The organism is Nostoc sp. (assembly GCF_036916985.1).
Lineage (GTDB): Bacteria > Cyanobacteriota > Cyanobacteriia > Cyanobacteriales > Nostocaceae > Nostoc.
In genome coordinates this window covers 120,692-147,248 of the sequence record NZ_JBALFD010000082.1, presented here as the reverse complement: position 1 = coordinate 147,248, position 26,557 = coordinate 120,692, and the positions used below count along the sequence as shown (strand labels likewise).

19 protein-coding genes are annotated in these 26,557 nt (G+C 39.7%); 9 read left to right on the top strand and 10 right to left on the bottom strand.

What is annotated here, in order from left to right; translation table 11 throughout:
* The first annotated feature begins 75 nt into the window (after nucleotides 1–75).
* Nucleotides 76–5,127 (top strand): nSTAND1 domain-containing NTPase, encoded by a 5,052-nt coding sequence (locus tag V7L07_RS27080; protein WP_335062039.1) that lies wholly within the window; start codon nucleotides 76–78, stop codon nucleotides 5,125–5,127.
* Between the two features lie 97 nt (nucleotides 5,128–5,224).
* Here V7L07_RS27080 and V7L07_RS27075 read toward each other — a convergent pair whose 3' ends face one another.
* Nucleotides 5,225–5,572 (bottom strand): hypothetical protein, encoded by a 348-nt coding sequence (locus V7L07_RS27075; protein ID WP_335062037.1) that lies wholly within the window; start codon nucleotides 5,570–5,572, stop codon nucleotides 5,225–5,227.
* 303 nt (nucleotides 5,573–5,875) lie between these two features.
* Here V7L07_RS27075 and V7L07_RS27070 point away from each other — a divergent pair, with 303 nt between their 5' ends.
* From V7L07_RS27070 to pheT, 6 genes are all read left to right on the top strand, one after another.
* Nucleotides 5,876–6,061 (top strand): hypothetical protein, encoded by a 186-nt coding sequence (locus V7L07_RS27070; protein WP_335062035.1) that lies wholly within the window; start codon nucleotides 5,876–5,878, stop codon nucleotides 6,059–6,061.
* Between the two features lie 274 nt (nucleotides 6,062–6,335).
* Nucleotides 6,336–7,172, top strand: coding sequence for a photosystem II manganese-stabilizing polypeptide (locus tag V7L07_RS27065; protein WP_335062033.1), 837 nt, complete (start codon nucleotides 6,336–6,338; stop codon nucleotides 7,170–7,172).
* Nucleotides 7,173–8,159: 987 nt separating this feature from the next.
* Nucleotides 8,160–8,936 (top strand): RNA polymerase sigma factor SigF, encoded by a 777-nt coding sequence (locus tag V7L07_RS27060; protein ID WP_335062032.1) that lies wholly within the window; start codon nucleotides 8,160–8,162, stop codon nucleotides 8,934–8,936.
* A 164-nt stretch (nucleotides 8,937–9,100) separates the two neighbouring features.
* Nucleotides 9,101–9,943 (top strand): hypothetical protein, encoded by an 843-nt coding sequence (locus tag V7L07_RS27055; RefSeq protein ID WP_335062030.1) that lies wholly within the window; start codon nucleotides 9,101–9,103, stop codon nucleotides 9,941–9,943.
* 2 nt (nucleotides 9,944–9,945) lie between these two features.
* Entirely contained in the window at nucleotides 9,946–10,197 is a 252-nt protein-coding gene (locus V7L07_RS27050) for a hypothetical protein (protein WP_335062029.1), read from the top strand.
* Nucleotides 10,198–10,467: 270 nt separating this feature from the next.
* Nucleotides 10,468–12,918 carry a phenylalanine--tRNA ligase subunit beta gene (gene pheT / locus V7L07_RS27045; RefSeq protein ID WP_335062027.1) on the top strand — a complete coding sequence of 817 codons (2,451 nt, stop codon included), beginning with the start codon at nucleotides 10,468–10,470 and terminating at the stop codon, nucleotides 12,916–12,918.
* Nucleotides 12,919–12,995: 77 nt separating this feature from the next.
* On the opposite strand, the gene V7L07_RS27040 is transcribed toward pheT, so the two are convergent.
* Both V7L07_RS27040 and V7L07_RS27035 read right to left on the bottom strand, forming a co-directional pair.
* Entirely contained in the window at nucleotides 12,996–13,154 is a 159-nt protein-coding gene (locus V7L07_RS27040) for a hypothetical protein (protein WP_335062025.1), read from the bottom strand.
* Between the two features lie 20 nt (nucleotides 13,155–13,174).
* Nucleotides 13,175–14,662 carry a CIA30 family protein gene (locus V7L07_RS27035; RefSeq protein WP_335062023.1) on the bottom strand — a complete coding sequence of 496 codons (1,488 nt, stop codon included), beginning with the start codon at nucleotides 14,660–14,662 and terminating at the stop codon, nucleotides 13,175–13,177.
* A 265-nt stretch (nucleotides 14,663–14,927) separates the two neighbouring features.
* Here V7L07_RS27035 and V7L07_RS27030 point away from each other — a divergent pair, with 265 nt between their 5' ends.
* Both V7L07_RS27030 and V7L07_RS27025 read left to right on the top strand, forming a co-directional pair.
* Nucleotides 14,928–15,329: a fasciclin domain-containing protein gene (locus V7L07_RS27030; RefSeq protein ID WP_335062022.1), complete on the top strand. Its 402-nt coding sequence runs from the start codon at nucleotides 14,928–14,930 to the stop codon at nucleotides 15,327–15,329.
* 203 nt (nucleotides 15,330–15,532) lie between these two features.
* On the top strand, nucleotides 15,533–15,868 hold the full coding sequence (locus V7L07_RS27025) for a hypothetical protein (protein ID WP_335062019.1): 336 nt from the start codon (nucleotides 15,533–15,535) through the stop codon (nucleotides 15,866–15,868).
* A gap of 18 nt (nucleotides 15,869–15,886) precedes the next feature.
* On the opposite strand, the gene V7L07_RS27020 is transcribed toward V7L07_RS27025, so the two are convergent.
* The 7 genes from V7L07_RS27020 to V7L07_RS26990 all read right to left on the bottom strand — a co-directional run bounded on the left by V7L07_RS27020 (nucleotide 15,887) and on the right by V7L07_RS26990 (nucleotide 26,323).
* Nucleotides 15,887–16,426, bottom strand: a complete 540-nt coding sequence (locus V7L07_RS27020; protein WP_335062018.1) for a GNAT family N-acetyltransferase — start codon at nucleotides 16,424–16,426, stop codon at nucleotides 15,887–15,889.
* Complete coding sequence (locus tag V7L07_RS27015) at nucleotides 16,423–17,778, bottom strand: UDP-N-acetylmuramoyl-tripeptide--D-alanyl-D-alanine ligase (protein WP_335062016.1); 1,356 nt, start codon at nucleotides 17,776–17,778, stop codon at nucleotides 16,423–16,425. The genes V7L07_RS27020 and V7L07_RS27015 overlap by 4 nt, the downstream gene beginning before the upstream one ends.
* A gap of 264 nt (nucleotides 17,779–18,042) precedes the next feature.
* On the bottom strand, nucleotides 18,043–24,207 hold the full coding sequence (locus tag V7L07_RS27010; RefSeq protein WP_335062014.1) for a glycosyltransferase: 6,165 nt from the start codon (nucleotides 24,205–24,207) through the stop codon (nucleotides 18,043–18,045).
* A gap of 66 nt (nucleotides 24,208–24,273) precedes the next feature.
* Complete coding sequence (locus tag V7L07_RS27005) at nucleotides 24,274–24,480, bottom strand: DegT/DnrJ/EryC1/StrS family aminotransferase (protein ID WP_335062012.1); 207 nt, start codon at nucleotides 24,478–24,480, stop codon at nucleotides 24,274–24,276.
* Nucleotides 24,461–24,892: a sugar 3,4-ketoisomerase gene (locus V7L07_RS27000; RefSeq protein WP_335062011.1), complete on the bottom strand. Its 432-nt coding sequence runs from the start codon at nucleotides 24,890–24,892 to the stop codon at nucleotides 24,461–24,463. The genes V7L07_RS27005 and V7L07_RS27000 overlap by 20 nt, the downstream gene beginning before the upstream one ends.
* Before the next feature lie 209 nt (nucleotides 24,893–25,101).
* A complete protein-coding gene (locus tag V7L07_RS26995) occupies nucleotides 25,102–25,842 on the bottom strand; it encodes an N-acetyltransferase (protein ID WP_335062009.1) in 741 nt (246 codons plus the stop codon).
* 70 nt (nucleotides 25,843–25,912) lie between these two features.
* Nucleotides 25,913–26,323 carry a tetratricopeptide repeat protein gene (locus tag V7L07_RS26990; protein WP_335062007.1) on the bottom strand — a complete coding sequence of 137 codons (411 nt, stop codon included), beginning with the start codon at nucleotides 26,321–26,323 and terminating at the stop codon, nucleotides 25,913–25,915.
* Between the last annotated feature and the right edge of the window lie 234 nt (nucleotides 26,324–26,557).

Here is a 26,557-nt window from a genome sequence, read left to right as displayed (position 1 = left end):
CATTAGTCATTAGTTATTTCCCAATGCCCCATTCCCTATGCCCAATACCCAATACCCAATGCCCCACCATATCCAATGACTAATGACAAACAGCTACACGTCTACACCAAAGAAAATCAGCATACTTTGCAAAGACTGATTAGAGCGATCGCACTTTCCGAAGGTCAATTTGCCCTAATTTTGGTTCGATGTAACTATAGGCGATTACGTGAGCAAATGTTAGAGAATATTCGCTCCACCAGCCAGGACATTAATATCAGAGAAATTTTTCTCAATCCATCAACTACTTCTTTACACAGCACAATAGTCTCAGAACTATCTTTAGATAATCCTGCCGTCCTTACAGACTCTTTACCATCGGCTGTGATGGTTTTTGGTATTGAGTCAACTACCGATCTGGAAAACTTACTTACAGGCATCAATCAGGCACGAGATATCTATGCTGCAACTTTTCCATTTCCAGTGGTGTTATGGCTACAAGATGAAGTGGCATCATTGCTTTCAAGATTAGCGCCTGATTTTAAAAGCTGGGCTGCAACCACTATTAAATTTGAAATGACCAAAGCAGATTTAATTGCTTTGATTCACAATGAAGCAGAATCTCTCTTTGCCAAAGTCTTAGAAGCTGGTGCTGAAACATTTTTATCTAATGCCTTCCTAGATTTAGATCCCAAATCCCAACATCGCCATGAAATAGAATCAGCCCGTAATGATTTGCTACGCCTGTATGGCGTTCAATTATCACCAGGATTAGAAGCGAGTTTAGAATTTGTCTTGGGGAGAGATAAATACGCCAACGATCAAATTAATGGTGCTTTAGCCAATTATCAAAGAAGCCTAGCATTATGGCAGCAAGAAGCGAGGAGAGTTGTAGAGTGGGAGAGTAATTCTTCTTTGCCCCTTTCATCAGCTTACCCTATCCCTGCCTCGTCTTTACTTAAGCAAGCAATAGTGCTATTTCACCTGGGGCTTTGTTATCACCGAATGGCAGACTTATACCAGAATACCAGTAGCTATTGCGAACATGCTCTGTCGTGGTTTAAACAATGCTTAGACCTATTGGAAGAGGTACAAAGAGAAGACTTAGTTGCTAAATTTATTTTGCCTGCTTGTGAAATGCTGGAACGCTTAGAAGCCTGGGATGAATTAAAAGAATTAGCTCAAAAATCATTACATCTACATAAAACCTATGGAGCTCCCGCACAAGTTGCTCAAAATTATGGTTTTTTGGCAAATGTGGCGGCTTCGGAGTCAAATTGGGTACTGGCTCATGAATTAGCGAATACAGCACTTTCCATCTCGGAAGAAGTAACACAAGTTTCTCTGCGAGACGCTTTGCAAATACGACGACAAGAAAGTTGGTATCTTCTCTTGCTAGCACGTACACAAAGGCATCTAGGTGAGTCTGAGGAAGCTATTAATAACTTGGAATGGGCGAAGGTAGTTTGTGAACTACAACATCAGCCATTACTTTACTTAGAGATTTTAGAAGAACTGCGATCGCTTTACTTTTTTGAGCGTCATAACTACACAGAAGCCTTTAAGCTAAAGCAAGAAAAAATTAAAATAGAACATCAGTATGGCTTTCGGGCCTTCATTGGTGCAAGTCAATTACAGCCGCAACGCCCCAGAATTAACCCAGTACTGGAACCTCAAAAAATACCATTTATTCCTGAAGAAATTGCTCAAGAAATATCTGCTTCTGGACGGCAACAAGATGTTAATCACCTAATTGAAAGAATTGCCCGTGCTGACTACAAACTCACAGTAATTTATGGCCCATCAGGTGTAGGAAAAAGTTCAATTCTCAAAGCTGGTTTAGTCCCAGCCCTCAAAGGAAAAGTTATTGGTGAACGCATTCCTATCCCGATTGTTTTATCTGTTTATACTGATTGGATCACAATCTTAATCAGCAGTATCAACCAAGCTCTAGCATACACAGAAATATCAGTTAGTCTTGACTCTACACCCACCATAATACTAGAAAAAATTCGGTTAGCATCTGAACGCAATTATACTATAGTTATCATCTTAGACCAATTTGAAGAATTTTTCTTTGTTAGTAATCCTCCCACTCAAAGAATAGAATTTTACAAATTTTTTAGTGAATGTTTAAATATTCCATTTGTAAAAATTATTCTTTCACTAAGAGAAGATTACTTACATCATTTATTAGAATTTGAACGTTTGAGCCATAAAACTAGTACTGGATTATATGATTTAGGTGTAATTAATAAAAATATTCTCGATAAAGACATTCGCTACTATTTAGGAAAATTTTCTAGCCAAGATGCAAAATCCATAATTTACAGTCTGACTCAGCGTTCACATTATGAACTGAGTGAGGAATTAATTAACCGATTAGTGCAGGATTTGACAAGAGAATTAGACGAAGTACATCCAATTGAATTACAAATAGTCGGCGCTCAACTACAAATAGAAAACATCACCACACTGGGACAATATAAGCTTTGCGGTGGCTCAACAAAATTAGTAGAACGCTGGCTTGGGGAAGTTATCAAAGACTGTGGTCAAGAGAATGAAGAGTTAAGTTGGAAATTATTATTTGAGTTAACTGATGAAAAGGGGACACGACCGTTAAAAACTAAAGCTGATTTGGCAACGGCATTAGTTAATAATCAGTATATAGATACAATATCAAGCTTTGACAAAGTTGGAGAACTGATTTTAGAAATATTAGTGGGTTCCGGTTTGGTGTTGCGAGTCAGAGAAGAATTAGGCGATCGCTACCAATTAGTTCACGATTATTTAGTTGAACCAATTCGCCAAAAGAACAACTATGGTATGCTCGCCGAATTAGAAAAAATCAAACTTGAAAAAACTCGAGCGGAAGTAGCCCAAAAACTTAGTCAAAAGCAACTTAATTTGATATTACAACGGCGACTGCGAGAAGCACGGATAGCAGGCGTAATCCTGGCAATCATGGGGGGAACAATAGCAGCATTATGGTGGCAAGCCGACTTACAGAAAAGAGCCGCAATCCGCGAAACTCTACGAGCTGAACGCAGTGAAACCAACTTGAACATTAGTGCAATCACTGCTGCTAGCGAAGCTTTGTTTGCCTCTAATAAAGAATTTGATGCCCTATTAGAAAGTTTGCGGGCTTGGCGAGGACTCAAACAGGCGGATGGAGTGCAACCAGATACCCGAATGCGGGTGGTGACAGCCCTGCAACAGGCAGTTTATGGAGTAACGGAGGCTAACCGCTTGGATGGACACACCGATATTGTCTGGGGAGTAACTTTCAGCCCAGATGGTCAGTTGCTAGCATCAGGTAGCCGAGATCAAACGGTGAAAATTTGGCGTACTAATGGTACTTTACTCCAAACCCTCAAAGGTCACACTGATGCTGTTACCTGTGTAAGTTTCAGCCCTGATGGTCAAACCTTAGCGTCTGCCAGCCTCGACAAAACAGTGCAAATCTGGCGTAAAAACCCGATTACAGGTAAATTTGCCCCCAAGCCATATAAAACCCTGAAAGGTGATAAAGATTGGGTTTATAGCGTTGATTTCAGTCCTGATGGCGAGTTGTTGGCCACTGGCAGTAAAGATAAAACCGTAAAACTCTGGCGCAAAGACGGTAGCTTAGTAAAAATACTCAGAGGGCATCAAGGGTGGGTTAACTGGGTAAACTTCAGCCCCGATGGGCAATTCATCGCCTCGGCCAGCGACGACAAGACAGTGAAAATCTGGCGGCGGGATGGTAGCCTCGTGACAACCTTACAGGGACATCAGCAGGGTGTGATTGTAGCTGTTTTCAGTCCAGACGGTAAATTTTTGGCGTCAGCAGGTCGAGATAAGACAATAAAACTTTGGCAGCGGGAAAATAATAGCTCTACTAAAGATGGTTTTGACTTTCGTCCTTACAAAACTTTACCGCAGCATAGCAGCACAGTATGGAGTTTGAGCTTTAGTTCTGATAGTAAAAAGCTAGCTTCCGCAGGCGAAGACAATACCATAAACCTCTGGAGTATCACTGGTACTTTACTCAAAACCTTCAAAGGACACAGCGATGCTGTTGTTAGCATTGCTTTCAGTCCAAATAACAAATTGCTGGCTTCAGGAAGTTATGATAAAAGCGTAAAATTATGGAGTTTAGAGGCTCCAACACCGTCTATTCTTAGTGGGCATCAAAAGCGAGTTTTAAGCGTTGCTTGGAGTCCTGATGGTCAAATGCTAGCCTCTGGAAGTAGCGATCGCACTGTCAAACTTTGGCAACGATACACCAGTAATGGCGAGGTCAAAACCCGACTTTACAAAACTTTAGTAGGGCACACAAATAAAGTTCCTAGTGTCAGTTTTGACCCCAAAGGTGAAATGTTGGCTTCAGGAAGTTATGACAAAACTGTGAAACTTTGGCGGCTTGACGGTACTTTAATCATGACTCTCCACGGACATACTGATAGCGTGATGAGCGTCAGTTTCAGCCCAGATGGTCAGCTTTTGGCATCAGCTAGCAAAGATAAAACAGTGAAACTTTGGAACCGTCAGGGCAAGTTGCTCAAAACCTTAGTGGGGCATCAGGGTTGGGTAAACAGCGTCAATTTCAGCCCTGATAGTCAAGTTTTAGCCTCAGCCAGTGACGATCAAACTGTGAAACTTTGGCAGAGGGATGGTACTTTGCTGAAAACTTTCTCGCCCCATGACAGTTGGGTATTGAGTGTCAGCTTTAGTCCCATTGATGAGTTGCTGGCTTCTGCTAGCTGGGATAACACTGTGAAACTGTGGCAACGGGATGGCACGTTGTTAAAAACCTTATTAAAGGGTTACAGCGATAGCGTCAATGCCGTGACTTTTAGTCCCAATGGTGAATTCCTCGCCGCCGCCAGTTGGGACAGTACAGTGAAACTTTGGAGCCGTGATGGCAAATTAATTAAAAGTCTCAATGGGCATCGCGCTGCGGTGTTAAGTGTTAGCTTTAGTCCAGATGGTCAAACATTAGCATCAGCTAGTGATGACAACACAATAATTTTGTGGAATTTAAACCTTGACGATTTGCTGGTTCGTGGTTGCAACTGGGTGGGTGATTACCTGAAGCATAATCGCAACCTTGAGGATCGCGATCGCCTTCTTTGTGATGGCATAACCCGTAAAAACCCTTTTTAATTTAGATTAAAGCCTCAATGAGCAACCGCTCTTGGTTTAGCGGTTGATGAGGCGATCAGAGTTATTAATTCAGAGCTAGAAAGAAATTTCGAGCTAATTAGCTAAAGGAGCGATCGCTCTCTAAAACTTCGTGGCTTTTTTCTTCGGGAGTCTCTTGGGGCAAATTCGCTAAAAAGGCTTGTAGTCTCATTCGCTCAATGTAAGGCCAGCCGCCCTCAGACTCAATATCTTTCAGCAATGAGTAGAGTTGCCGACGGTTAACAGGTAAACTCTCTTGAAAAATTCCATCTCGGATCTCTCGGTGTAACTGCTCTAATTGGCGCAGCAAAGCCAAAAGAGCTACAGTATCGCCTTGGCAATCTTGAACTGCATCATACACCACAGTTGCGATCGCTTGCACTTTACCAGACAACTTCTCTGATTCAATATTTTTCTGATCGTTCATGCCACCCTTTCCGCATAAATGAGGTCAACTCAAATTTACCGGAGATTTTTAATTTTCCCTAGTTTGTCCCCTCACTTGCCTGACTCAGAGGTGAATATAACTAGATTTGTATCTTTATTAGAAGCAATTGCGATCGCTCCAAAAAGAGCGTAATTACCTCTAGCAGAGCCTTTACAGTAGCTAGGTGCGATCGGGACGAGACTTTCTTGGATTTTGAGAACTTTGATTTTGAGTTAAAAAAAATCGTATGATCTGGCTGATTTACCCATCAAACAATGGGCTGTATGTAGTGGCGTCACATACATGATACAAAAAGACTTGGGCGACGCCGCTTTTGCCATCAGCAAAAGCAAAGTTGCGAAGCAGATTCCCCTGTTCGCACTCTTCGAGGTAAGCATTTATGCTGCTCTGTGTGAGGCTTACTCACCCACCCGCCCAACTCTAACAAATGCCACCAACAGTAAAACTGCTGGTTTTTTGCTCCTATAGTGACACACATCCAAAATGGATGCAGTGTGCTATTTAGTCTGGGGTTTACACCCCAAGCTCAAGAGAGCGACACGTTTAACTACGTTTAGCAGAGAAAAGTTTGAGCAGCGGTTGACAACCTAAACACTCGGACACTTACTTCAACTCTTTTAATCAGAGCAAAGCCATGTCCGAACAAAGGTAGCTTTTCGCAGAGTAGCGGCTTCTCATCAGAGATCAAAGCTTCGATGCAGTTTTACAACTTAGATATTAATTTTTGAGATTGAGGTTAACCATGAGGTATCGCGCTTTAATTGTTGCATTCTTGGCTTTGTGCCTGGGACTGATAACTGCTTGTAGTGATGCTCCTGCTAGTAGTAGTGGTAGAGATGTACTCACTTACGATCAAATTCGTGGCACTGGCTTGGCTAACAAATGCCCCCAACTAGCAGAAACAAGCCGTGGTTCCATTCCCATTGATTCTAGCCAGTCTTACGGCATCAAAGAACTTTGCTTGGAACCAACTAGCTTCTTCATCAAAGAAGAACCTGCTAACAAACGCCAAGAAGCAGAATTTGTTGCTGGCAAATTGTTAACCAGATACACTTCCACCATTGACCAGGTGCAAGGTAATCTAAAAGTCAACGCAGATAATAGCCTGACCTTTACCGAAACTGATGGTCTTGACTTCCAAGCCATTACCGTGCAGCTTCCTGGTGGTGAGCGAGTACCTTTCCTCTTCACCATCAAAAACTTGGTTGCTCAAAGCCAACCCAGTTTGACCAGTATTAACACCTCTACGGACTTTGAAGGCAGCTTCAAAGTTCCTTCCTATCGTGGTGCTGCCTTCCTAGATCCCAAAGGTCGTGGTGTCGTTAGTGGCTACGATAATGCCGTAGCTCTCCCTGCTCAAGCAGATGATGAAGAACTTACCCGCACTAACGTCAAGCGTGCAGAAAATCTTAATGGCAAGATTTCTCTGCAAATCGCTAAAATAGACAGTTCTAGCGGTGAAATTGCTGGTACTTTCGAGAGCGAACAGCCATCTGATACAGATTTAGGTGCTGGCGAACCTAAAGAAGTCAAGATTCGCGGTCTATTTTATGGACGAGTTGAACCGACTCGTAGCTAAACCCTTGAAAGTCAGGCAACTAACTGGCACTCAGAACGAAAATTCTGTAAGTATCACACTTGATCGCAAAAGTTAACTTATTTACCCTCTATTTTCAGGAGGGTAGATAGGTTTTTTACAAAGACAGATGAAGAGTGCTGAGTTCCGAGTGCTGAGTTGAAAGTGTAGAAGTAGAAACTTTAGAGTGCTGAGTTCCGAGTGCTGAGTTGAAAGACCGCACCACAAGAGGCAGGGTATCAACATTCTTCAGGTATTACAAAGATTCCGCTTGACTTCGGGCGGGGCTTTTATCATAGTACGAAAGTACTGAGTACGATCTCTTGTTACTCAGGACTCAGCACTCAGGACTGAGTGTTAAAGCCGAGCAAATTTGTGGGCGAAATAGCCCTGACTAATTGGGAAAATTTTGATCCCTCAATCTTGTTGGTCACTTGATTTATCCCTTTAACCTTTTTCCTTTCATTAAAAGACTATAGACTTAAGTACAAAAAAGGGTAACATGCCCTTTTTTTTGTGGTATTGCGTAAATATACATAGTATTTTTTGGAATTATTAGTAGTTTTTAATTATTAGATAAATTCCAGTTAAATAGGCACGTAATTCTACTGTAAATCTAACTTTTGCTTATCAAACAAAAGTCCAACTCCTGTTGTTTTGTTTCTCTAAATTAACTTCATCATTAATTAATTCAAGTTAAGTACAATCTCGGTTTGATATTTAGTGATTAATTTTATATTTTATTTCTATGTAGTTCTAAAAAATCTACAGGTCACACCAAAGATAAATAACCAACTAAATAGCGATTTCGCCCATTTAAATTTTGCCCGATTAGTTAAGTAAGCTATGGAATTTTGATAGAAAATCTTTATTATCTACCATAGTATTTGCTAGCAAACATAGTGCGATATTGTCTTTGATATCGTGCGATCGCAGCTAAATTTAAAAATGAATAATTAGATTCTTTATTTGCTCAATAAACCCGGTGCTATGCCTACCACAGTCACCAATGAACTAAAGCACGAAATTTGGCAGTTGTTGCGAGAATATCAGCAATCTCCGTCAGAAAATGTTCGCAATCAACTCGTAAAACTCAATTTTGGACTTGTGAGAAAAGAAGCTCACTACTGGACAAATCAATGTCATGAAACCTACGATGATTTGCTCCAGGTTGGATGTTTGGGTTTAATCAGGGCTATTGAAAGATTTGAAATTTCTAAGGGACATGCCTTCAGTTCCTACGCTCTTCCTTATATTCGGGGTGAAATTCAACACTATCTCCGAGATAAAGGTGTCACCGTGCGAATTCCTCGGAAATGGTTAGCGCTGCAACAGCAAGCAATAGGAGTATCACGTTCTTGGCGTGAAAAACACAATCGTCAACCAAGCGACTCGGAACTAGCAGCAGCACTAGAAATTTCTCCAAATGAATGGCAAGAAATTAAATTAGCATGGATCAATCGCGCTCCCTTGAGTCTTGATGTACCAATCCAAGATGGAGAAGAAGGTTCTACCTGCTTAGGAGAATTGGTTCCAGATCCTCACTATCGCAGCTTTCAACTGGCACAAGAAGACCAACTCCGCCTGCAACAAGCATTGGTTCAACTAGAAAAACGCACCCGCGATGTGTTGGAATGTGTGTTTTTGCAAGATTTGACACAAAAACAAGTTGCAGAACATTTGGGCATCAGTGTAGTTACGGTTTCCCGTAGAGTCAAAAAAGGACTGGATTTGATGAAAGAGCTTATGGGTGTAGCAGAAGATTAACTATAAATCAAGTTAACCGCAGTTACGCTAGGTAGGCAGTGCTAAAAATAACCCTTGAAATGTAAAAAATTAGGTTATAAAGGGAAGATACTTTGCCTTGGATATAAATTTAAGGCATGTTGATTTCCAGTTTTAAATTTTCCAATGGCTTTTGAGAACAGCTCATGGGCAGAACTTCAAAAATTACAATTGCAGCTATTCTAACTTTGGCGATCGCTGGATGTGCTTCTGAAGATACACAACAACAAGCCATCAATCCTGCGCCAATTCCCAAAATAGCAAAAAAGTCGCCACCAGCGGCTCAATCCTTTAAGAATCCAGTGATACCTGCCAAGCAGGTTTCACAAGTTAATACTGCATCTGCTAGCTTGATTCAATCCACTAATGCTACAGAAAGGGCACGAGAACTTGTGGTATCAAAAGATCGGAGCGATCCTTTTGCACAACTTTTCGGGCAGACGACTCCCGGAATGTCTCAAACATCTGGTAGGCCAGTTCCCGTGTTGCCTAAGCTACCTACTGCATTAGTAGTAAAACCAAAACTTCCAACACCCAAAATAGCTTTAAATCCACAGAAATCTGTACCAAAAAAAGTCAATCCTATCTTGACTTCAGTCTTACCTAAAGTTTTGCCTCAAGTTGTCGCTAACCCTACTTTAGTCTCTGTATTGCCACCGCCAGCACAACCTGAGTTAGCAAGGGCAGTGGTTGTGACTGGTGTAGTTCTAATTAGTAATGAACCACAGGCAATTATCAAAGTACCCGATGAGCCGACAAGTCGCTATGTCCAGGCGGGACAGCGATTAGCAAATGGTGTACTGATTAAACGTATTGAAATGAATCAGGGCTACAATCCCATCGTAATTTTGGAACAATTTGGTATTGAAGTTGCCAAAATGGTAGGGGAAGGGGTCATAAACTCAGCGCCGTCAGCTGTATCTGCTACCGGCAATCCTGTTTCAGTGACACCGCCCCCTCCAAATTCTTTTAAAGTGGGAGCTTCATAAAGATGGGAATTAAGGAAAAAATAGAATTCGCTGGTTTGCCTTTAGCTGTTTATAGAGAAATAGCAGCACATTTACGTCAAGTCGAAGGTGTGGAAGTGGATTTAATTCCCCAGTCATCCCAGCAGTTTGATTACAATCAAAGTCAAATTGGTGGTTTGAGCCTCTCGTGGACAGCAAACTCTGGTTTAGAAAGTCGGCAACGAGTTAACCAGATTTTGGCTTACTATCAAAATTCCTATATTAACCCTATTTAACTCATCCCCTGGCTTCAAGCCGGGGAAAATCGAAGTCATTGGTGCTAATGACTAATGACTAAATCGGCGGGCGGCTATCCCAGACACCCCTCTTGTTGGGATGGGATTCCCGCCGATTTTCGATAAAGTAAAAAAGCGATATTGTTCTGCCAGTCTAACGTAGTAGGATTGTTCAAGTGAAAGGGTACGCATTGCGGGACAAGTAGCCATCGAGCGCTTTTTGCACCCTAAAATGAGAACAAAAGACAATTCCTAAAACAAACACACTCCATGCGTATTTCTCTAAATTGGCTGCGCGAACTAGTAGAGATAAAACTTAGTCCAGAAGAATTAGCCGAAACCCTGACAATGGCAGGATTTGAGGTTGAAGAAATTGAAGACCGCCGCACTTGGGCAAATGGCGTGGTTATCGGCAAAGTCCTTGAGCGTCAACCCCATCCCAATGCCGATAAATTAAGTGTTTGCCAAGTCGATATCGGTACAGGTGAGACTTTAAATATTGTCTGTGGTGCTGCCAATGTGAAGGCAGATATCTATGTACCTGTGGCAACTACGGGTACTTACTTACCCAACATCGATTTAAAAATTAAACCTGCAAAACTCCGTGGTGTCCCATCTCAGGGCATGATTTGTTCTTTAAAGGAACTTGGTTTGCCCACCGATGTAGACGGAATTCATATTTTTACCCAGGAAAATTTACCATTGGGTAGTGATGTGCGGCCGTTGTTGGGTTTAGATGATGTAATTTTAGACCTTACCGCAACTGCCAATCGCGCTGATGCTTTGAGTATGGTAGGCGTAGCCAGAGAAGTAGCAGCTTTAACTGGTGGAAAGTTGAGCATTCCTGAACCTGGTGAAGTCTCTATTCCCAAAAGCACCGGAAATTTAGCTTTAAAAATTGCCGATACCCAAGCTTCTCCTGCATATATTGGTACGGTAATTGAACAGGTCAAAATTGCTCCATCTCCCGAATGGCTGCAACAGCGTTTGCGCGCGGCTGGGGTACGTCCCATCAGTAATGTTGTGGATATTACTAACTACGTTTTGTTGGAATGGGGACAACCACTACACGCCTTTGACCGCGATCGCCTACAATCTGTTGCAAGTAGCGAAAATTTAACCATTGGCGTTCGCTTCGCCAATAATGGAGAATTCCTCAAAACCCTGGATGGACAAACTCGCACCCTAGCAACCCAAAATTTGTTAATTACTGCTAACGACAGACCCGTTGCACTGGCGGGAGTCATGGGTGGGGAAGAAACAGAAGTTCATCAAGGTACTCAAAGTTTAGTTTTAGAAGCAGCCTTATTTGATTCCGTGGCAATTCGCCGTTCTTCGAGGAGTGTAGGCTTAAGAAGTGAAGCTTCTGGCAGATACGAACGGGGAGTTAACCGGGCTGAGTTGGAAATAGCTAATCGCCGCGCCTTATCCTTAATTAGTGAATTGGCAAGTGGAATTCTTGTCCAGCAAGAAATTGCCGACACCCGCCCCGATCCTTCTACTTGGAGTCGTTCTATCGCGTTGCGTTTAGACCGAGTTAATCAGATATTGGGGCCCATCGAATTAGAAGAAGATACAGGTGAACTCCAAGAAAAAGATGTTGAGCGCATCCTGACTGCACTGGGATGTAAGTTAACTCCTTCAGGAGAAGATAGCAGCCATCAAGCTACATGGTCAGTTTCCGTCCCACCTTATCGTTACCGCGACTTAGAGCGAGAAATTGATTTAATCGAAGAAATCGCCCGTCTCTATGGCTACAACAAATTCTGCGATACACTACCAGAAAAAGCGGAAGCGGGTTATCTGCCTTTAGATCAAGAACTGGTTCGCAAATTACGAGCTTTCCTGCGGGCTGAAGGATTGACAGAATTAATCCACTATTCTTTAGTCAAACCAGGAGAAGACAGAAATATAGTATTGTCCAACCCCTTATTTGTTGAATATTCAGCGCTACGAACCGATTTGATATCGGGGTTAATTGATGCCTTTCAATACAATTTAGAGCAGGGTAATGGTGCGCTGAACGGCTTTGAAATCGGACAGATTTTCTGGCAAGAAGAAGACGGTTTGCAAGAAACAGAAGCCCTGGCGGGGATTATCGGAGGCGATCGCACCCTTGGCAAATGGTCAAAAAGTGGACGGGAAGAACCCATCACCTGGTTTGAAGCCAAAGGTATTTTAGAAAGTGTATTTCGGCAACTTAGCTTGCAAATCGAATTTCAACCCGATCGCCGCGACGAACGCTTACATCCAGGACGCACCGCTTCTCTGTGGATTCGGGGTAACAGACTGGGGATTTTTGGACAACTCCATCCCCAATTGCGACGAGAAAAAGGTTTACCAGATTCCGTTTACGTTTTCCAATTGGATCTAGATGTGCTTTTAGATTCTCTAGAACAAGATGAAATTCTTGTCCAGACATTCCAGCCCTATTCTACCTATCCGGCTAGCGATCGCGACATCGCCTTTTTCGCACCCGTGAAAATCTCAGTTGTCGAAATTGAAAAAGTAATTACCAAAGCGGGTAAAGATTTACTCGAATCGGTGGAATTATTTGATGAATATCGGGGCGAAAATGTCCGCGAAGGACAGCGGAGTTTAGCATTCCGGTTAATTTATCGGGCTAGCGATCGCACTCTGACTGAGGCAGAAGTTGAACCAGTACACAATAAAGTCCGCGAAGCTTTGGTGGAAAAATTCGGCGTCAATTTGAGGAGTTAGGAGAGACGCGATTAATCGCGTCTGTACAAGAGTTAGGAGTTTTGGTCTAGTTTTCCGGTTCAACCTGTTTGATGGAGTTATACATCAGGTGTAGCGATCGCATCTAACAGATTACTAAAAAATAAATTACTACTACTTGTGGGGTGGACATTTTGTCCGCCCTTGCTTACAGGCAATTTCTTTCTTAGCAGGCTTTGTTGGGATAGTGACAGACTAAAAAGCTGCGGAAATTTCATCTCTTATCCGGTTGTAAGTTTCATCTCTTATCCGGTTGTAAGTTAGAAAATAAACTTTGCCAATCGATAGAATTGACAGTATTTTCTCCCTGTTTAACCTCAAATGTAATGTTAGAGGCTTTTTCTATTTTTAGCGCTTGCACGCAAAGTTCTGCCACATCCTCACGACTGATTTTGCCTCTAATATTATCGCCTTGCTCGAATATTAATTCTTTACTTCCTGCATCTTCAGTTAAAGCACAAGGTCTAATAATCGTATAAGGAATTCCGCTTTCTCTTAAACTATCTTCTCCTTTCAACTTCCAAGTTAAAATTCCTCCCAATTGGTCATTTAATTTTACTGCTGGCGGTTCTTCATCTAAATTAATCCCAGGGCGGCCAGGACGAGTTACACCTGCTGAACTGACGAGAATAAATTGTGGTAAAGTTGTCCCACCATAAGCTTTAATTGATTCCAACTGGAAAGCAAAACCACCTGGAGAAAACTTGGGATTCAAAGCGCCATCGTATTCAAATTTGCTCAACATCAGTTGGAATGAACTAATTTTACTTTGCTCAATTGGCGGCGCATCTTTGACAACTTCTGCCCGAAAGACGGGAATCAAATCTGTAAAGGGAATGTGAATATCTATCCAAGTATTAGCTACGGTGTCGAAAGAATGGCTGTAACCAATACCATCCCATGTTGTATCTGTCCGCAGAAAGATTTTATAACGCTGACCGTCACCTTTGACACGCAGTTTTACACCAGTGTAACCAGATAAGTTAAAGGGTGGATCAAAATTCTTCGTTCTGACAGAAGCAAATCCGCCAGAGTTAGCGGTGGAGACATTACCAGCAAATAAAGCTGTATTATCTAGCAATTGGATATTACTGGCACTCACACCACCCATGACGACATCATCCAACGCTCCCCAGTAATCTTTTAATTCTGCTGATGGTTTGGTGAAATCAAATATCGGTTTTTCGTTTGCTTGGGGTAAATATTTTGCCGCAGCTTGGACTAAGTTTTTGACACCTTGATATTCTACATTTTCGGGAGTGTCACCCACAATTTCTGGTTGGTAAAATTTAACACCTTGATAATATTTGGCTCTATCTGCTGTGTCTCCCTCAACAGGTTGTACACGTACTGCTGTGCAACAAATTACAGCTTGAATATCAGCTAGAACTAAAGGAGTTAAAGTTTCTGGTTGCGTGATATCCGCAACTACTAAATCTATATCATTACCAAGAATTGACCGCGCTTTGTCAATATCTCGAACTAGGGCGCGAACTTTATAACCTTGTTGGAGCGATCGCAGCACTACTCGTTTACCGACACCACCAGTTGCACCTGCTACTAATATTACACCCACGTTTCTTCCTCCATTGGGTCTATCTTGATTATCCTTAGGACGGCCTTGGATTAACTGCTGTACCCAGTTAAGGAAAGGAATTACCTCAAAGTAAGTCAGGGTTTCGATAAACCTGCCTAAGTCCCATTGAGAACGATTTTTGTCAGTCATATTTGCGTCCTCATAACTTTATTTAGGGTAACAATTTTCGAGAGTGGGTTGTGAGGGTGCGATCGCACACAAGTAAGTATCATCACAAACCAAATAAATCACGACTGCGGTGAATGTGCGATCGCAGAGACGCCGGAGGTATCGCTGCGCGAACAAAACTTGGGTAGTGTTTTCCCAGTCCCTTATCCCCAGTCCCTTTTTCAATAAAAATTAAAATAGGTTTATTATCCTTTAAAATCTTTTGCAGATATTGAGGTTAAGATATATGGCTGATATTGTTGATATTGCGGTTACGGCTGAGTCTTTCAAAACACTGGTAGCAGCTGTCCAAGCGGCTGGTTTAGTAGAAACATTAAAAAGTCCTGGCCCGTTCACGGTCTTTGCACCCAATGACGAAGCTTTTGCCAAGTTACCAGCGGGAACTATCCAAACTCTGTTACAGAATATTCCCCAGCTAACGCGGATTTTAAAGTATCATGTCGTTCCAGGAAAGCTGCTAAAGGCTGATTTGGCACAACTCGGTACGGTTAATTCTGTAGAAGGTTCACCCATTAAAATTGATTCTTCTGATGGTTTTGAAATTAAAAATGCCACAGTTTTAGCAGCAGATATCGAAGCAGATAATGGTGTGGTACACGTTATCGATACGGTAATTTTACCGGGTTAATTCAGCTAGGGTGGGTGTTTTCCACCCTAGTTATCCAGAAATTTTATAATTAACTAACTATTGATAGTATCAAAAGGCAACTCAATAGTTGAATTTATGTTATATTTGTAATGTAATTGCTCACTTTTATATTAAGTTTAATTGCGTTGTTTTAAAATAAATTAATAAATTCTTAAAAAGCTAACATCTATCCCAACAAATTAATGCTCGATTTTAACACCTTAGCTGAGTTCTCTCGTGGCAACTGCATAAGTATTTGTGCATTTCTCGTACCAGCAAACTTACTTGTCACAATTTTAACGATGGCCTTGGTAGCGTTACGTCGTCCATCACATCAAGTATGGCAATCTGCTGCAATTGCTAGCTTTTTTGCTTCTGTAATGATCTTTCACGTATATACTTGGTTCCTAATTGGCGTGGTGATGGCTCCTACTTATATTTTGTTATGGCTAGCAATCACCTGTCTCGTGACTAATTTGGCAGCAATTCTTTTTCAAAGACGCTACAGCAACAACAACAACCCTAGTCTTTCCAACTAAAGTCTATAGGTGATATTTTCAGAAAATCCATTCATGTTCAAGGATGGCATATAGCCAAGAGTCTCGCCATTCTCCCTTAATCCAATGGTGTTCTCGCAAATACCCTTCCTGCTGCATTCCGATTTTTTGCATAACTCTTGCTGAGGCAATGTTTTCTGGGTGACAAGTTGCAAAGATGCGATGTAAATTTAACTCCTGAAAACCAAATGATACAACTGCTTTTACAGCTTCAGTTGCATATCCTTGTCCCCAAAATTCCTTAGTGAAGGAGTATCCAATAGAGCCTATTTTGTTGCCAGTATCCTGAACGGATATACGACAGATACCAATTAATTGCTTTTGGGGTTTTAAAGTCACTGCCAAGGCAAAATGCTGGCGGGGTTGTTTACTTTGTAATAAAATCTCTCTTTGCAAAAAGTTTTTGGTATCTTCTTCGCTATTCGGGCCAAAGGTTAAATAACGCACAACTTTCGGATCGCTGGCGTATTGATGAACTGCTGGCCAATCTGATTCTACAAAGTCTCGCAGTATCAGACGTTGGGTTTCTAGTGGTATCATTTAGGAAATTCTGCACGTAATTGATTGACTACCCGATCTAGTCCCACGGAATGGGCGGCTTTGAATAATAAACGATCGCCTGTTTGCACAAATGTCTTCAACCTAGCCACCAACTCGGCATGAGTGGCAAAGCACTCCGATGGAATACCCTCAGCACTAAGAGCGATCGCTTCGGCATCTTGTCCATCTACCAAAACCAACAAGCCGTCTAAATTCAACTTTCGGACTGTTTCTCCGACTCGCTGGTGCAACTGCTGCGATCGCTCTCCCAATTCTTTCATTGCACCCAATACGGCAATTTTCCGCTTTCCGGGTGTCTCTGCCAATAATTGCAATGCTGCAATCATCGCTTCTGGTGCAGCATTATAAGTTTCATCTAAGATTACCACATCATTGGGTAAGTTAAATCGCTGCGATCGCCCTGTGGGCATATCCACATTCACACCTGCTTTGAGGGTTTCCCAATCAATCCCCAACACCTTTGCCACTGCTAAAGCTGCCAAGAAATTAGTCGCGTTGTGACGCCCAGGTAGAGGCAGAGGTAGTTGAATTCCTGCAACTTCCACAATCTCGTTATCAATTAATTGCCCTTGAATGTCCCCACCAGAAAAGCCGTAAGTTAAAAGTTCTCCGTGCCAAACCTTCGCCGCCGTGGCCATTAATAGCGCATTGTCGTGATTGAGAATTGCCACACTATCAGCAGGCATTTCGGCTAATAACTCACATTTTGCCTCAGCGATCGCTTCTTCGGAACCCAGTAACTCAATATGTGCCGTCCCCACATTGGTAATTACTCCAATTGTTGGACGCGCTATTTGCGTCAGTTCGGCAATTTGTCCCCTACCCCGCATCGCCATCTCAATTACGGCGTAGTCATTTTCAGTGTCAAGTTCTAGGAGAGTTTTCGGGACACCAATTTCATTGTTGTAATTTCCATAAGTTTTGTGAACTCGTCCCTTGGTTGCTAAGACTGCGGCGATCAATTCTTTGGTTGTAGTTTTACCCACAGAACCCGTTACACCAATTACAGGAATGTTAAAGCGATCGCGCCACCATCGACCAAGTTTTTGATATGCCTTGAGGGTATCCTTTACCTGTAATACCGGAAATCCCGGATTTTCGTATTCAAAATCTACAATTGCAGCGATCGCACCCTTTGCGATCGCAGTTGGCACAAATTCATGTCCATCAAACTTATCGCCTCGGAAAGCAACAAATACTTCACCCGGCTTCAGGGTACGGCTATCTGTTTGGATACCACTACTTACTTGTGTTAAAGCAGTTTCAGATAAGTTTACAGAATGGCCCAAAATAACTTCAACCAGTTGGGTTAGGGTGGCAGAGCAACGCATTTAAAGTTCAAAATCATAAAATCGAATTATGACATAATATTGTTTACTTGTAATTACAAGTACTCTTCTTCTTACTCTAAGAGGTTGTTTGAAAAGCCCCGGCGATTAGAAATCGAGGCTACACAGACGAAACCCACCTCCGTGGGTTGAAGACATTGATTTTGTATTAGTCCGCGGAGGCGGACAATGCTAGTAGCGAATTATATTCGCCCACAACTTTTCAAACAACCTCTAAGCCAAGGCACTGAATATGGTAAATATTGTTTAATCAACAGTCGAGAATTGATTAATCCAGTTATCTAATTCATAACATCCTAGATTTTTAACTGGTACTTTTGCTAAAGCTTCCTGATCTTCATGTTCCAAAATAAGTCTGGCATTAATTCGAGGTAACAAAGCTTGCCACTCAATTTCAGAAAGGTTTTCTAACAGAGAAATTTCTAATCCCTGATTAATATCTAAATCTTCCTCTAGCAGCAGATTCATTGCAATACTAGATAAAAATATTTCTGCATCTTCAGTAGCAATATTACTCGTGTTGATAATTAAAGTAATTTTCTCATTATTCACATGATTTACTAATGTTTTAATCACTTGTTCTAAAGCTAAACCAAGAGATTCTTCTGGCTGTAACCAATCAGGGAAGATAATGAGGTTAATATCTCCTAGTTGTAAATTTTGACTCAGAGTATCTGCAAGATGCTTACTTAATAATTCTTGAAATAAGCTACCTATTTTAGCTGAGTAAGAACGACTATCAAGAAAACTAGGATTCCCCTGCATTTTTTCCTTAATTTGGTCGCTCTTTTCTTGACGTAATTTAGGATTATTACCAAGTGCGATCGCTAATTGTATATAAGACTCTTCACTATCCGCAACTAAATTGGGGATATCTAGTACTTGCACCATTGCGGCTCCCATCGCAGAGCGAAAGCTACTTCCGCGTCTAGCAATTACTGGTAGATTAACTTGTAGTGGTTCTACTAAAGAAGTTGTTCCCGCAAATGGATAAGAATCTAGATATACATCGGCAATTTTGAAGTATTCTTTAACTTCTTCCCGATTTGGCACTGGCTGAGGATCTAAAACTATTAATTGCTCTGCTGGTATACCATGCGTTGAAAACACTTTAATCAAGTGATTTACAAAATCTTTCTTAGGGTAATTGTTTGACCAATTCGGGCCAAATGGCAGAAGCACTAAAACGGAGTTGGGAACTCCAGAAATTATTTTTGCCCATGTATTAATTAGTTCAGGGATGATTTTGAAGAAGTTAGCGCCAGAGACAAAAATAACTGCTTCTTCAGAGATACCTAAACTTTCTCGATCAACTTTGATATTTACATTTTCTTGTTCATTCCCATAACTAAAGCAATGAGCAGTTCCTTCTAGCTTCACTAACTTTTCTCGATATTGCTCTTCTGCCGTCGCTGATGGATCGGTTAGCGTACCAGAAATGTAATAATCTATATGCCGCATTCCTGTTGTTACCACAGAACCACCACTTGTGACTTGTATTCTAGCTAACCTATGCATTGATAAGAAGCAGATTTGATTGGTTACTGCCGTCACATTGGTAGCAATGAATAATATATCGAGATCATCATTACGAATTGTATTTACTTGTCCTGCTAAATCTTGTGGTAGCAGCTTAAAGGAATTTGCACAGCTTTGGCAATATTGCTCTAGTTGATGACCAGTTTGATTAAGAGAGTACAAGATTACTTCAAAATCTCTACTGATATACTCATAAACAGGAAGGTAAGCAAATGTTTCAGAACCAGGTAGAAAATGTGCAGCCAGGATACCCAAGCGAATTTTTTTTCTGCTTATAGGTCTATTAGTAAACTCATAATCTACCTCATAACCCTTACGCTTCAGTAAAAACTCTATAATTTCTCCACGCTTAACATAGATATCTTTAAGATTATGCTCATTAAAATATAGGGGAATAAAATTAGCAATGGATGCAAAGTTATTAGCTATTTCATCCCACAAGCGAGAGTCAGAATTTTGTAATATAGATTTGTGTAAGTAATCAATCCACCCCTGCATATAGTGATAGTAATTATCTGCATCACCCAGTTCTTGAAAGTGAACTGGGGAAGAAAATAGGAATTGTAAATAGTCATTAATTAACCAACTAGGTATGCGAGAGAGGTCATACTGTAATGGTAACTGGTCAGCACGACGATACAGCATAGCTGCTAGTAAATGCTGAATTGCTTTTGGCTGATCAAAACCTTGAGATAGCCTTAAAAGTATATCATTAGCAAAAATTTGTTCTTCATCAGTCAGACTCTCATATTTGATGCTACTATTCACTAACATTTTATATGTTGTACCCAGCAGACCCAGATATATGTCTGTTATCTTCTCATCTGGAATATTCAGGCATTCTTCTGCTATTTGTTTTCGCAACCCCTGCAATTCTGAATTTTGTTCGCTCAAAACTGCGTATCTATAAAGAGCTTGTTGTCTCGTTGCTTCAGGATATCGTGTATCACTGTAAATTGTCTGAAACAGTTTTTGGTAATCTAATAAAATAGCATCCTTTAAAGCAGTATTTCTACGAGTTTGTTGTTCTGAATGTATCCTAAAGTGAGATAAAACTTGATCAATAAAACCAACTTTGTATTGACTCATAATTCTGAGCCACATTTCCAAATCTACAAGTTGACAAAACTCAGGATTAAATAATCCTACTTTTTCAAAAACGTCTTTTCTAATTAGTACTGTGCTTGGCTCCCCAATTTTATTAATTGGAGAACCAAGTATATTGGGATCTAGCAAAAGTTGCTGTCCTGATTGAATTGGCTTTAATTTTGACCAAGCTTTGTGTACATCCTTAGCTTCGTGATGCATTAAAAAGTTTGAATCATAGACAGTATCACCAGTATTGGTGAAAAGTCTTCTCGGCGAAAAAACTAAACCTATTTCTTCATCTCGTTCAGCCAAATTAACCATTTCTTCAATAGCAGTTGGCTCTAATAAATCATCTTGAAATAAAAATTTTATATATTTACCTTTAGCTTGAGAAATACAGAAGTTCCAATTTTGAGCTAGCCCATATTGGCCATGTTCAATAATTGAAAAATCAAAGGATAATTCTTGGTTAAATGATTTAGCAATCTCAACTGTTCTATCAGTAGAATTGTCATCAGATAAGATAATTTCTATATTTGGATAGGTTTGGCATAAAACACTATTAATAGCTTCTGCAATAAATATTTCACCATTATAAGTAGGAATACAAATACTAATAAGAGGTTTATGAACTTCTTCTTGACTATGATGTTGTCTTACTATCTTGTTTTCTTTTTGAATATTATAGTTTAAACTTCTAGCTAAGTGAGGACTAAAACAAGGATCATACTCAAGAATTTTGCCCCACTTTTCTTGCATTAAATTAACTGCTATTTCTTCTATTTTTAAACGTTCTTCCGCGCTAAGTTTAACTTTCCAACTGCTTATTTTTTTGTAAGTAAGCTTGACATGGGGAAGATAAATATTTTTATAGCCTTTCCCTATCAATCTTAAACACAAATCCACATCGTTGTATAAAATAGTTAATGTTTCATCAAATCCATTAATACTTTCAAATGCATCTCTACGACACATTAAACAATCTTCTGTGACGACTGAGACGTTCTTAATCAATGCTATATTAGCTAAAGTTTCGTATTCGTCTATTTTAGTAAGCCCTTTATAGATATGACTAGCAATTTTGCCTAAACCCAGTGTTAATCCTACGTGTTGAATAGAGTTGTTATAATCAATTAGAAACCCACCAACAGCACCAATACAATCTCTTTGGACTTGCTCAACCATTACATTAAGCCAATCTCCTTGAATAACCTGAATGTCACTACTCAGAAAGAATAAATAATCACCTTGCGCTTTTGTAACAGCATAATTATTCAGTTTTGAGTAACTGAAGGGAATGTTATGAGAGTAATACTTAAATCGATTGGGCTGTTGAGCTTGCCATTTGCCAATAATTTTTTCTGGATCACATTCTATCTGACCATTATCGATGACAATTACTTCATAGTTTGGATATAATGTCTCTGCAAAAATTGATTCTAGACATTGGTTAAATATGTAGCTAAAGTCTCTTGCAATAATGATAATACTAACCAGTTTATAACAGTCTATTTCATAACGAGCATGGTAATGTCCAGGAATGTTAGAATCTGGTAAAATTTTGCCTTTTTCGCCTCTTCTAGAAAGCGCATCTGTCAAAGCTTTAAATCCTGCTTCATAGGCATAAGATTTTGCAGTTGTAGAAGCAGATGTAGAACCAGCGTGAAGACGCCAATGATATAGTATTTTAGGTATGTGAAATATTTTATCTGTTTTCTCTGTCAATCTCAAAACCAAATCGTAATCTTGGCTTCCTTCATAACCAACTCTAAAACCACCAATCTCGTTAACAAGCGATCGGCGATAAACACCAAGATGACAAGTATACATTCGAGACAAAAATGAATCAGGACACCAATCTGGTTTATAAGTAGGGTAAATAAATTGGTTATTGTCATCAACTTTATCTTCATCTGAATAGATCATATCTGCATCTGGATGCTGATTGAGCAACAGTGCTACTTCGTATAAGGCATCTGATGTTAATAAATCATCGTGATCAAAAAGTGCAATAAACTCTCCTGTTGCTATTTCTATAGCTGAGTTAGAGGAACGAGAAATATGACCATTTTCATTTCTGAAGATAACTTTGATGCGGGAATCTGTTTGAGAATACTCTTCTAATATTTTTCTAATATGAGGTTGGGTAGAAGCATCATCAGCAATACATAACTCCCAATATGGATAAATCTGATTTAATACAGATTCAATAGCAGGTTTTAAGTATGGCTCAGGAGTATTAAAAACTGGGAATATAATACTAAAGACAGGTTTAAAGTCAAGATTACAAGCTTTGAATCTTAAAAAGTCTAGATTCCTTTTTATCTCATATTTTTTTTCGCTCAATTCAATACTTGCTTGTACTAATTGATGCTCATTGGTCGTATTTAGAATATTTTTAATAGCAAAAAACCGATCAAAAAATGATTGCAAATCATCTAGGTCGTAGTGCTTAAGTTCAGGTGGCAGAGTAGTTGATTCTCCCTGTTCTAGTTTGATCAATCCTTCTCTCAATACCTTTGGAGTATAATTTCTTTCATAATGTCTTCTGGAATAAAAAGACTCTGCGCTTAGTATCTCAGAATTAAGCGTACTTAAGTAGTTATAAAGTTCATCTACTTTCTGCCAGCGAAAGGCTTCTGGATATGTAATATCAGTAGTACAAAGTTGGCGAGATCGATAATTATTATGAACAATAATTGGTGTTCCAGATGCCATAACTTCAATAACCGATTTACCACCTCCTAAAGGAAATGTATCTAAATATATATCTACTGTATATTCATACATTGCCATCCCTAAGCTTTTTACCCAGGGAACATGAATAAATCTTTCTGAGTTGATTTCAAATTCTCTTAAGCCTCTTTTTATAGTATTTAGTGTGTCAGATGATAAGTCACCAATATGTATGTGGACTCCACCAGTAGTAGCAATAATATTACGTATTTCATGAATATAGGAGTATAAATAAGGCGTTCCTTTAAGCTTGTTTTCACTAATAGAGGAACAAGTTCTTAATTTATCTGATGAAGAAGAATAAGACAAATATTGATCAGGAATATTATCAACTACTAAGGGAAGATAAATATTGTTGGAAAGCCCTAAATTATTACGACAGTTATAGAAAGACATAGGTGCGAAATCTATATGCTGTGCATAGGGAAGGTGTACACCTAGAGAAAAAATATGAGCAGCATGATGATAAAAAATCAAGTTTGGAGTTAGATTTGGCTGTACTGCTGCTATTGCTACAGCGTCATGTGGATGATTGAGTAGAAATACTTGCTCAGCACGATTGACACTCAAAGCGTGCTGAAGCCAATTAAGTTTATCTAACGCTTTGCCTGCTGGCCCCCAAAGAATTTGGATGTTCAAGGGGCTAAATCTATCTTCCACTGCTGGCCGATCGGTTAAGTTAAAGGTATCAGTAATTAGAATTAGATGTTTTTTTTCTGGTCTAGCTTTAATTAAATCTTCAATGACAGCAGTATGTCCTCCCGAATTATAAAGCTCACTGGCAATATAAATTATCAGTTCCTTATTTATATTGGATTTATTTTCTAAAAGAGATTTCTGAGTGCCGATTGCACAGTTACCAATATTCTGGCACACTCTATCTAAAGTAATTGAACCGAACACGGTACTTACAGTCATTATACTGGCTTCTTGCCCATATACTATTGTATTAGCAAGGTTAATAATTGAATCTAAAGCTGAATTTAAATCACCTGTATTGATCAAATTTAATATTTGTGATTCAAAGTCTCTTACTGATATAGACATTGTTTTATTCCATCCAAATAAAATAACTATTTTTTTAAATTCATGAAATTTTAAGAATACACTAATTCATATTTTTAGTGCTATTCTTGCAAGACTATTACCTACCCCAACACTATATTTAGTTTCACAGTAAACTGCAAACTCTTCTTCAAAAGCTTCTACTTCATGTCCAAAAATATACCAGCCAAATTCCATCATGCCCTGATAAGCTGCATCGCATTCTTCTTTTAATTCCAAATCAGGAGCTTTTAAATCAAGAAATGGAATTTCCATTGTCTATGCTCCTTACAGCTTTTATAAATTCATCATAATTGCGATAGTAGTCAGATTCTTCGTAGTAGGTAGATGCTAAAACCATACAAATAGAACCTGATGAGAAATTATCTAGTTCTCGCCAAATCATAGAACTGACATAAAGACCGTAATAAGAGCGATTTAGAGGAAAACGCCATTTGCCATGTCCATCATCTAAAACCACATCAAAACTACCAGACATAGCAATGATTAGCTGCTGTAATTGTTTATGAGCGTGTCCGCCTCTCTCTGCTCCTCCAGGAACATCGTAGAGATAATAAACTCTCTTGAGATCAAAAGGAACATGCTTATTACCTTCTATAAATGTTAAATTTCCTCGGGGATCTTGTACTTTTGGTAGATGAATAATACGACACTGCTCAATACTCATGTTCGTAGGTTAGTCATTTGAAAATCTTTCTTAATTGATATGTATTAGATCAAAATTAATTATCGCAATATTAACATTTTAGAAATATCTAATACTCATAGAAGACATTTGCTATTTTCAATAAATTGGAAAAAAGCTAAACAAATACCATCATCAGCCATGAAAAAAATAGCTTTGAGTTTTAACATGGTATTCAAATATGAACAGAGCTAACCAGATTGTTCACTATTGCTGATATCTCTAATAACTCGTGCTGGATTACCTGCAACCATTTTACTAGCAGGAACATCTTTACTTACAACGGATGCGGCGGCAATAACAGATTTTTCACCAATAGTTACTCCTGGTAAGATATTTGCTCCCGCACCGATAGCTACTCCATCACTAATCTTTGGCCCAATAATACGGCCTTCGTCGTAACCTAATTTACCTATAGCCCGATCATTTGTAGTGCTAACTAGCACACTAATAAATACATCATTACCAATCTCACAATTACCTGTAATATGGGTAAGATCCATAATTTTAGTATGATTGCCAATATTAGTATTGTAATTAATGGTTACATTTCTACTAATAAGACAGAAATTGCCGATTGTAACTTTCTCTCTAATTGAAGTACTCTCACAAATTAAGGTATTGTTACCAATGCAAATATCATAATAGATTACTGTATTTGGCCCAATTACACAGTTATCACCAATAATTACCTTTTCTTCATAGTCTATTTTTCTAGAAACTGCACCAGTTCCTTTAGGTCGTTTGCCTAAATAAGCACCTGGAAAAATTTCTACATTGTCACCAATTATTACTCCCGCTTCTATAACAACATGAGGATGGATAATCACATTATTGCCTAGAATAACTCCAGCGGAAATAACTGAGTAGTGTCCTATAGCTACATCATTTCCAATTTTATTTGTTTCAATTATTGCCGTTTTTTGTAGCATGATCAACCTTTAATATTCAGTCTATAGTTGAAATAATGTCATCTTAGTGTTGAGGCGACTAATTAACCACTTAGCGATCGCTATTCCCCTCTCCCTTACCTTCTTGCTTCTTAATCTGTTCCAATACAACTTTGTAATCTTGCCGATCGGGGTGCAACTTCACCAGCTTCTCCAAAGGTGCGATCGCACCTTTCGTATCCTTCAATTGCAACCGCAGCACCGACAGTTTCTCTAAAGCAAGTTGGTTTTCTGGTTCCCGTTGTAAAACCAACTCATAGCCCCGCACCTGTTGTTGTAATACTGACTCAGGAGAAATAGACGCAGTTATTGGCTGAATTTGATTAGCATGTTGGATTGCTGGAATGATTGCAAACGCCGTAGAACCAAAAAACGAGAACATCGACACTATCGTGACAATCTTTTGTCGCCGCTGAATCTGCTTTTTGCGGGAAATTAGGTATTCTTCATCTGAACCAGCCATGCCTCATATACTTGCTGTGGTAAATACTGAGGTATCAGCAAGCCTCCCGTTCTGAGGATACCCACTTGCTCAACAGAAACTAACATCTTGGCTAGAAATTTTTTACACAAAATTCAAATGCTGACTCTGAAGGTGAGGGAACTTTATGGTAAGCCTATGCTGTACCGACAATTTGCCATGCGTATTTTACCGCCGTAAGCATCGCCTTCATACTTTAAAGCAAAACCCTACAGG

What these genes read in the sequence shown, in the direction of transcription:
- V7L07_RS27080 (WP_335062039.1), top strand. Translation starts at nt 76, where the DNA reads ATGACTAATGACAAACAGCTACACGTCTACACCAAAGAAAATCAGCAT.
- V7L07_RS27075 (WP_335062037.1), bottom strand. Translation starts at nt 5,572, where the DNA reads ATGAACGATCAGAAAAATATTGAATCAGAGAAGTTGTCTGGTAAAGTG.
- V7L07_RS27070 (WP_335062035.1), top strand. Translation starts at nt 5,876, where the DNA reads ATGATACAAAAAGACTTGGGCGACGCCGCTTTTGCCATCAGCAAAAGC.
- V7L07_RS27065 (WP_335062033.1), top strand. Translation starts at nt 6,336, where the DNA reads ATGAGGTATCGCGCTTTAATTGTTGCATTCTTGGCTTTGTGCCTGGGA.
- V7L07_RS27060 (WP_335062032.1), top strand. Translation starts at nt 8,160, where the DNA reads ATGCCTACCACAGTCACCAATGAACTAAAGCACGAAATTTGGCAGTTG.
- V7L07_RS27055 (WP_335062030.1), top strand. Translation starts at nt 9,101, where the DNA reads ATGGGCAGAACTTCAAAAATTACAATTGCAGCTATTCTAACTTTGGCG.
- V7L07_RS27050 (WP_335062029.1), top strand. Translation starts at nt 9,946, where the DNA reads ATGGGAATTAAGGAAAAAATAGAATTCGCTGGTTTGCCTTTAGCTGTT.
- pheT (WP_335062027.1), top strand. Translation starts at nt 10,468, where the DNA reads ATGCGTATTTCTCTAAATTGGCTGCGCGAACTAGTAGAGATAAAACTT.
- V7L07_RS27040 (WP_335062025.1), bottom strand. Translation starts at nt 13,154, where the DNA reads ATGAAATTTCCGCAGCTTTTTAGTCTGTCACTATCCCAACAAAGCCTG.
- V7L07_RS27035 (WP_335062023.1), bottom strand. Translation starts at nt 14,662, where the DNA reads ATGACTGACAAAAATCGTTCTCAATGGGACTTAGGCAGGTTTATCGAA.
- V7L07_RS27030 (WP_335062022.1), top strand. Translation starts at nt 14,928, where the DNA reads ATGGCTGATATTGTTGATATTGCGGTTACGGCTGAGTCTTTCAAAACA.
- V7L07_RS27025 (WP_335062019.1), top strand. Translation starts at nt 15,533, where the DNA reads ATGCTCGATTTTAACACCTTAGCTGAGTTCTCTCGTGGCAACTGCATA.
- V7L07_RS27020 (WP_335062018.1), bottom strand. Translation starts at nt 16,426, where the DNA reads ATGATACCACTAGAAACCCAACGTCTGATACTGCGAGACTTTGTAGAA.
- V7L07_RS27015 (WP_335062016.1), bottom strand. Translation starts at nt 17,778, where the DNA reads ATGCGTTGCTCTGCCACCCTAACCCAACTGGTTGAAGTTATTTTGGGC.
- V7L07_RS27010 (WP_335062014.1), bottom strand. Translation starts at nt 24,207, where the DNA reads ATGTCTATATCAGTAAGAGACTTTGAATCACAAATATTAAATTTGATC.
- V7L07_RS27005 (WP_335062012.1), bottom strand. Translation starts at nt 24,480, where the DNA reads ATGGAAATTCCATTTCTTGATTTAAAAGCTCCTGATTTGGAATTAAAA.
- V7L07_RS27000 (WP_335062011.1), bottom strand. Translation starts at nt 24,892, where the DNA reads ATGAGTATTGAGCAGTGTCGTATTATTCATCTACCAAAAGTACAAGAT.
- V7L07_RS26995 (WP_335062009.1), bottom strand. Translation starts at nt 25,842, where the DNA reads ATGCTACAAAAAACGGCAATAATTGAAACAAATAAAATTGGAAATGAT.
- V7L07_RS26990 (WP_335062007.1), bottom strand. Translation starts at nt 26,323, where the DNA reads ATGGCTGGTTCAGATGAAGAATACCTAATTTCCCGCAAAAAGCAGATT.